Here is a 4758-nt window from a genome sequence, read left to right on the forward strand (position 1 = left end):
TCTATTGAATTTGATATTTTATATTTACTTACGAGTAATACAGGAAGAGTCTTTAGTTCCGAAGAAATTTTTGAACGCGTTTGGAATGAAGATGGTTATGGTTCAAATAAAACTGTGATGGTTCATATTAGTAATTTGCGGGATAAACTTGAAACAGTAATGAATGGAGAAAAGTTTATTCATACTGTTTGGGGAGTAGGCTATAAAATTGAGAAATGAAGCTTTTGACATATTAAAAGATATCCCAAAATGGAAAATTATTTTTTGGCTCTTATTAGCTATCACACTAACCCCTATTACTGAATTAATTATTTATCGCCTCGTTACTAGTGTAATTGAGAGTTCACTTACTTTAAGTGAACTAGGAAAAGAATTCATTAGAATTTTTGGCCATGAAAAATATATTGGATTAAAAGAGTCTTTATGGATGATGATTGTATCTTATTTGTTTTTATTTTCTATTTTTTCATCCTATTTATACATTTTTTATCGTCATGAAAGAAAGGTTTACTATGAAACTTGTATAAAAAAAATGATTGAAGAGATTCGGTATATTGCAAGTGGAAACTTTAATCATAAAGTTTCCATCGTACACCATAATTATTTAGAAGAACTGGCAACTGGGGTCAATCAAATTATTGAGCAATTAAAAGTTTCGATTGATGAAGAAAGACAGGCAGAACAAGCAAAAAGCGAACTTATTACAAATGTATCACATGACTTACGAACCCCTCTTACATCTATAGTTGGATACGTAAATTTAATCCATCATGATAATTATAGAGATGAAGTAGAATTACGATACTATATTCAAGTCATTTACGATAAAGTAACTCGTCTTAATGCATTAATGAATGACTTGTTTGAATATACACGCGTTCAAAATAAAGAGTTAAGTTTATATTCTGCTCCCATTGATATTGTAGAATTGATTGGACAATTAACTGTCCAATTTCGGATACAGCTTCAAGAAGCTAATATTGAATGTCGCCCTTCTTTCCCATCTCAAAAGCTAATGGTACTAGCTGATGGGGATAAATTAGTACGTGTGTTTGAAAATCTAATCATAAACGCTATTACTTATGGAAATGATGGAGATCATATTGATATTACCGCTTACGAAAGCAATAACATGATTACAATTGATATAACAAATTACGGACAACCTATCCCTAGTACTGATTTACCTCATATTTTTGAACGTTTTTATCGTGTTGAAAAATCACGTTCAACAAACACTGGTGGATCTGGACTCGGATTAGCAATTGCAAAAAGTATTGTTGAATTGCATAAAGGAACAATTGAAGTATATAGCGATGATAAAAAAACAACTTTCACTGTAAAACTACTCCCTTATAAAGCTTAATACCACATATTTATAGGTTCAATTTTTTATCATATAAGAAATTGAACCTTTTATATTCCATCAATATCCAAAATTTAATAATCCTTTATAATTCTTTAGAAATTCTTTACCTTTTCTTTCTTCCTAATTAAGCATTCCTTTTTACAATAATATTATTGATGTAATAGTAGGAGGATCGCTTATGCAATTCTTGAAAAAAATAACAGTTTTATTATTATCTTTTCTCATTACTGCACTTATCGTTTTATATTTTTACCTTTATGTAAATGGTCCAATTATTCAAGCTAAATCAGCTATTTTAATAGATACTAATTCTGGTGAGATTGTTTATAAAAAAAATGAAAGTACTCCCATTCAGTCGGCCACTTTATCTAAATTAATGACTGAGTATATTGTGATGGAACAACTTCATGATGGCAAAATACAATTAGATGAATCTGTAAAAATAAGTAACGACGTTTTTCAAACCGAAACGAGTCCTATACATGTAACATCGAATGATAAAACAACCGTTCGTGATTTACTAAATACATTGCTTTTAACCGGAAATAATCGTTCTGCACTTGAACTAGCAGAACACATTGCTGGAAATGAAGATAATTTCACATCGTTAATGAATGAAAAAGCAAAACAACTAAAGTTATCACAACAATCTCCATTTTTAAATTCCACTGGAATAAATAGCGAGAAGAATAAACAATCGATTACAACAGCAATAGACGCAGCCGAAATAGCTGCACAATTAATAAAAGACTATCCAGATGTATTAAATATAACTAAACTAACCTCTTACCCATTTACCTTCAAAGATTTTCAAGTTCTCAACACAAATAAAATGATTTACTCTCTTGATAAAAACATTAAACTAAAAGGTGTTGATGGCTTGCAAACTAGTTTGTCAACTAACGGTAATTATAGTTTTGTTGGTACAGCAAAACAAGGAGATACAAGGTTTATTTCTGTAGTATTAGACGCCAATGAAGAAAACACGGCTTTTGTTGAAACAAAAAAGTTACTTCAATACGGTTTTGAACCTACCTCATATTCTGCACTCCAAGCTTTCAAAGACGTTGTTACATCTTGGACCATTTTGCTTCAGTTTAAAAATTTAATCATACAAACGATTATGATCTTTTTAATCATTACCCTCTTAATGTTTTTACATATACGTCAGAAAAAATCCGAGGATTTCAACTAAGAAATCCTCTTATATATAAAAACCGACTTGTATTTGTGCAATACAAGTCGGTTTCTAAGTCTATAATCCTCTTCCAATTAAATTTGCTGAAACAGGTTGAAGATTTAATTCTCTCGCCCATATAGATAGCTGACCAATATGATGAATTTCATGTCGTAACACTTCACCAATTTCTTTTGAATTAAAATTTATTTATTTAACATCATGCTATATAAAATGGAGTATTGGCATTTTATATGAGGTCAACGTCAAGAAGCATTAGAAAAAGCAGGACAATAATATTATATTTGCTGCCATTCGCCGCATGAATTTAAGTCTTGCACTTATGACTATTTGGTTGAGCGATCGATATGTTTTGCTGAAATGTCAATATACCTTAAAAAGGAGCTCTCTTTATCAAGAGAGCTCCTTTTCTTATTTCTTCTTCTTTTCTGTCGGTTGGCTTTGTTTAGCGAAATTAGATGAATCATCGAAATTCGGTTGCTTTTTACCAGCATTATTACTTCTACCTTTTCCCATATGTAATGCACCTCCCTCACCCTTACTATTCCCAATAAAAAAATCCTCTTGCATCCAAGAGAATTTTTTATTGGGCTCTTATTAATAATGCCCAACTGTGCCCGTAGTACTTCCAACACTTCCAGCCCTGCCATACCATATTGGATGCTGTTGATCATGAATTAGTTATGTATAATATGTATCATCTCTTATTTTTTATGGCTTTTTACGATTTAGGTCTTGATAACGAATGACCAATATGCCGAACAATACGAAAGAATTAGAGAAATGCTGAATGATTTGAATAAAGTACCGAAACCAATTGTAACTGAAGATATGAAAGAACAACTGCAAATATGGCTTGTGCAATCACTACAAAACAAAGAGGAAATATTGATTTCATACTATCGTGACGGGATGGTCCACGACATGTACATAAATGTATTACATATCGAGCCGATGACGAGAACTGTGTATTGCACAGATACGTTTGGTTTGAATATCGAGTTTAAGTTTTATGTTAAAATAAATTTATTCAGAGAATAGGAGGGTACATATATGTCTGAACCAAAGATGAAAGAAACTGAAAATAGTGTAATTGAATTTATTGAAAGTGTGGAAAATGAGAAGAAGAAGGCAGATGCCTATCAGTTATTAGAAATTTTTGAAGGAGTAACTGGTTACGACGCTAAAATGTGGGGCCCTAGTATTATTGGCTTTGGTAGCTATCACTATAAGTATGCATCAGGACGTGAAGGGGATGCGCCTTTAGTGGGTTTTTCACCAAGAAAGGCGAAAATTAGTCTTTATTTGACTTACGAAAGTGAGGAAAGAGAAAAATTATTAGAAAACTTTGGTAAACACACGAAGAGTAAGGCTTGTATTTATGTTAATACATTAGCTAATATCGATATCGATGTTTTAAAGGATTTAATTAAACATACAGTAAAAACATATCAGAATCTTTATCCGAACGAATAAAGTTATTGCTTGATTTTAAGGGGCTGTGAACAGTTTGTCTACTTCCATTTTGATTCCAAAATTCTTTAAGGTTCTGACTTTATCGATTTCCCTCTATTTATTTGTGAAGCAAATTATATTAAATTAACAGGTAGTGTTAGTTCAATTAGGTTGATAACATATTACGCTAAAAAACGCTCAGAAAAATCTGAGCCTTTTCGCTTACCATTTATATTGCTAATTTACTTTTAAAATCTATACTAATTAAGTTGTTCACACCACTTAAACCATTCTTCTCTTACTTGCCAATTATATTGAAATAAAGTGTACACACTTATCTCTCCCCTACCCCACTGGTCCACTTAACGGCATCTATAATATAATGTGGCTCATCCTTTTGTACATATTCCTCTATACATTTAATCATTCACAATCACTTTTCTTCGATTAAGTTCCTCTAGTGTACGATCAATTATTTCCTTTACAGATAAAGATCCATCCAAGACAATATCTGAATTTGGTTTAACAGTATGAATTGCCTCTAAATAAGCTTTTCTCGCATGTGTCATGTAATGTTTCAAATCATTATGTATTTCACTCATTGTATCTTCATTAAAATCTCGCAAAATCCTTCTAGCCATCGCAATATCTAAAGGTGTGTCGATAAATATAGTTACATCAATGAATTCTCCTATTTCTCTATTTAAGTATGCAAAAGGATAATCTACAATAATAT

At 31.3% G+C, this 4758-nt stretch carries 6 protein-coding genes and 2 pseudogenes; 5 read left to right on the forward strand and 3 right to left on the reverse strand.

Annotated features, from left to right (window positions below; genetic code table 11):
* The 3 genes from AB3X48_RS17980 to AB3X48_RS17990 all read left to right on the forward strand — a co-directional run.
* Window positions 1-219, forward strand: a 219-nt coding sequence (locus AB3X48_RS17980; RefSeq protein ID WP_367959776.1) for a winged helix-turn-helix domain-containing protein, incomplete at its 5' end; no start/stop codon positions are given.
* Window positions 209-1366, forward strand: coding sequence for a sensor histidine kinase (locus AB3X48_RS17985; protein WP_002110024.1), 1158 nt, complete (start codon window positions 209-211; stop codon window positions 1364-1366). The genes AB3X48_RS17980 and AB3X48_RS17985, both read left to right, overlap by 11 nt.
* A gap of 181 nt (window positions 1367-1547) precedes the next feature.
* On the forward strand, window positions 1548-2564 hold the full coding sequence (locus AB3X48_RS17990; protein ID WP_002110023.1) for a D-alanyl-D-alanine carboxypeptidase family protein: 1017 nt from the start codon (window positions 1548-1550) through the stop codon (window positions 2562-2564).
* Window positions 2565-2624: 60 nt separating this feature from the next.
* Here the strand turns inward: AB3X48_RS17990 and AB3X48_RS17995 are convergent.
* Window positions 2625-2741 (reverse strand): annotated as a pseudogene (locus AB3X48_RS17995) (DinB family protein); the annotation flags it as partial.
* Between the two features lie 561 nt (window positions 2742-3302).
* On the opposite strand from AB3X48_RS17995, the gene AB3X48_RS18000 reads away from it, so the two are divergent.
* Together AB3X48_RS18000 and AB3X48_RS18005 are read left to right on the forward strand one after the other, a co-directional pair.
* The gene (locus AB3X48_RS18000; protein ID WP_050567235.1) at window positions 3303-3608 is read left to right on the forward strand and encodes a YolD-like family protein; all 306 of its coding nucleotides are present in this window, start codon (window positions 3303-3305) and stop codon (window positions 3606-3608) included.
* Between the two features lie 12 nt (window positions 3609-3620).
* Window positions 3621-4043: a DUF1801 domain-containing protein gene (locus AB3X48_RS18005; protein WP_002110021.1), complete on the forward strand. Its 423-nt coding sequence runs from the start codon at window positions 3621-3623 to the stop codon at window positions 4041-4043.
* Between the two features lie 242 nt (window positions 4044-4285).
* Here the strand turns inward: AB3X48_RS18005 and AB3X48_RS18010 are convergent.
* Window positions 4286-4354, reverse strand: a pseudogene (locus AB3X48_RS18010) (DinB family protein); the annotation flags it as partial.
* A gap of 87 nt (window positions 4355-4441) precedes the next feature.
* Window positions 4442-4758, reverse strand: a 317-nt coding sequence (locus AB3X48_RS18015; protein WP_483298827.1) for a nucleoside/nucleotide kinase family protein, incomplete at its 5' end; no start/stop codon positions are given.

It is taken from the genome of Bacillus sp. S4 (assembly GCF_040838205.1).
Classification (GTDB): domain Bacteria; phylum Bacillota; class Bacilli; order Bacillales; family Bacillaceae_G; genus Bacillus_A; species Bacillus_A cereus_U.

What these genes read in the sequence shown, in the direction of transcription:
- AB3X48_RS17990 (WP_002110023.1), top strand. Translation starts at nt 1,548, where the DNA reads ATGCAATTCTTGAAAAAAATAACAGTTTTATTATTATCTTTTCTCATT.
- AB3X48_RS18005 (WP_002110021.1), top strand. Translation starts at nt 3,621, where the DNA reads ATGTCTGAACCAAAGATGAAAGAAACTGAAAATAGTGTAATTGAATTT.